Source organism: Dankookia rubra, assembly GCF_004355005.1.
Taxonomy (GTDB): Bacteria; Pseudomonadota; Alphaproteobacteria; order Acetobacterales; family Acetobacteraceae; genus Paracraurococcus; species Paracraurococcus ruber_A.
Genome location: NZ_SMSJ01000266.1, coordinates 1 through 1328, shown reverse-complemented (window position 1 = coordinate 1328; position 1328 = coordinate 1). Strand labels below are relative to the sequence as shown.

Sequence of the window (1328 nt, the reverse complement as noted above, 5' to 3'; positions counted from 1 at the left end):
GGGAGTGTCAGGAATTCCGTGTGCGTCCGGTCGGTTAACGACTTGCTCAGGCCAGGGCTTTGGTGAAGCGCTGGCCGAACAGGACGGCGAACTGAGCCTTGGCCATGGCCCACTCGCGTGGTGGCATCCTCCACTCCCGCTCGGTCCTGTTCAAGACAAGATAGAGCAGCTTCAGCGCGGCTTCGTCGGTGGGGAAATGGCCCCTGGTGCGGACCGCGCTGCGCAGCTTGGCATTCAAGGCCTCAATGGCGTTGGTTGTGTACAGCATGCGACGCACATCGGCGGGAAAGGCATAGAACGGCACGACCTCCGTCCAAGCACGCCGCCAGCTCGGGCCGATAGCGACGTATTTCCGACCCCATTCTCCTGCCTCAAACGCCGTCAGGGCGGCCTCGGCCGCGACCGGGTCGACGGCACGGTAGATCTCTTTCAGCGCCGCCGCCACGGCCCGGCGGTCCTTCCAAGAGACGAAATCGAGGCTGTGCCGGAGCAGGTGGACGATGCAGGTCTGGACCGTGGTCTCGGGGAATGCCGCCTGGATCGCCTCGGGAAAGCCCTTCAGGCCATCGACCACGGCCAGGAGAATGTCTTCAACACCGCGGTTGCGTAGCTCGTTCAACACCCGCAGCCAGAACTTGGCGCCCTCGTTCTGCTCGAGCCACAGGCCGAGGATCTCCTTGGTGCCGTCGGCCCTGACGCCGAGGGCGATGTGCACCGCCTTGTTGCGGACCAGCCCCTCGTCGCGGATCTTCACGCGCAGCGCATCAAAGAACACCAGCGGGTAGACCGGCTCCAGCGGCCGGGCCTGCCAAGTGGCGAGCTCGTCCAGCACGGCGTCAGTGACCGCGCTGACCAGGTCGGCCGAAACCTCGACGTCATACAGCTCCAGCACATGCCCGGCGATCTCGCGGGTGCTGAGGCCACGGGCGTAGAGCGACACGATCTTCTCGTCGAAGCCGGGGAAGCGCCGCTGGTACTTGGCAATCAGCTGTGGGTCGAAGCTGCCCTGCCGATCGCGCGGGACTTCAAGGGCGATCCGCCCGCCGGTGTCGGTCAGCACCATCTTGTGGCCGTAGCCGTTCCGGCTGTTTCCAACGCCCGCCTCGCCGCCGAGATGGTGGTCCATTTCGGCATTCAGCGCCCGCTCGGCCAGCGCCTTCTTCAGTTCATTGAGCAGCCCGCCCTGCTGCAGGGCCGTCGCCGCGTCAGTGCCTCTCAGCAGCCGGTCCAGCAACTCATCCGCGATGTGCGGCGCCTTCCGTCGAGCCATGGGGGAGATCCTTTCTGTCCCTCATGACCGGCAACACACGAAAATGCCGACAGTCCCC

Annotated in this window: 1 protein-coding gene; it reads right to left on the bottom strand. The window is 65.4% G+C overall.

Annotated features, from left to right (window positions below):
* Positions 1 to 46: 46 nt before the first annotated feature.
* A complete protein-coding gene (locus tag E2C06_RS36460; protein WP_133293385.1) occupies positions 47 to 1270 on the bottom strand; it encodes an IS256 family transposase in 1224 nt (407 codons plus the stop codon).
* Between the last annotated feature and the right edge of the window lie 58 nt (positions 1271 to 1328).

Excerpts from the sequence above, each read along its gene's own strand:
- E2C06_RS36460 (WP_133293385.1), bottom strand. The coding sequence starts at position 1,270 with ATGGCTCGACGGAAGGCGCCGCACATCGCGGATGAGTTGCTGGACCGG.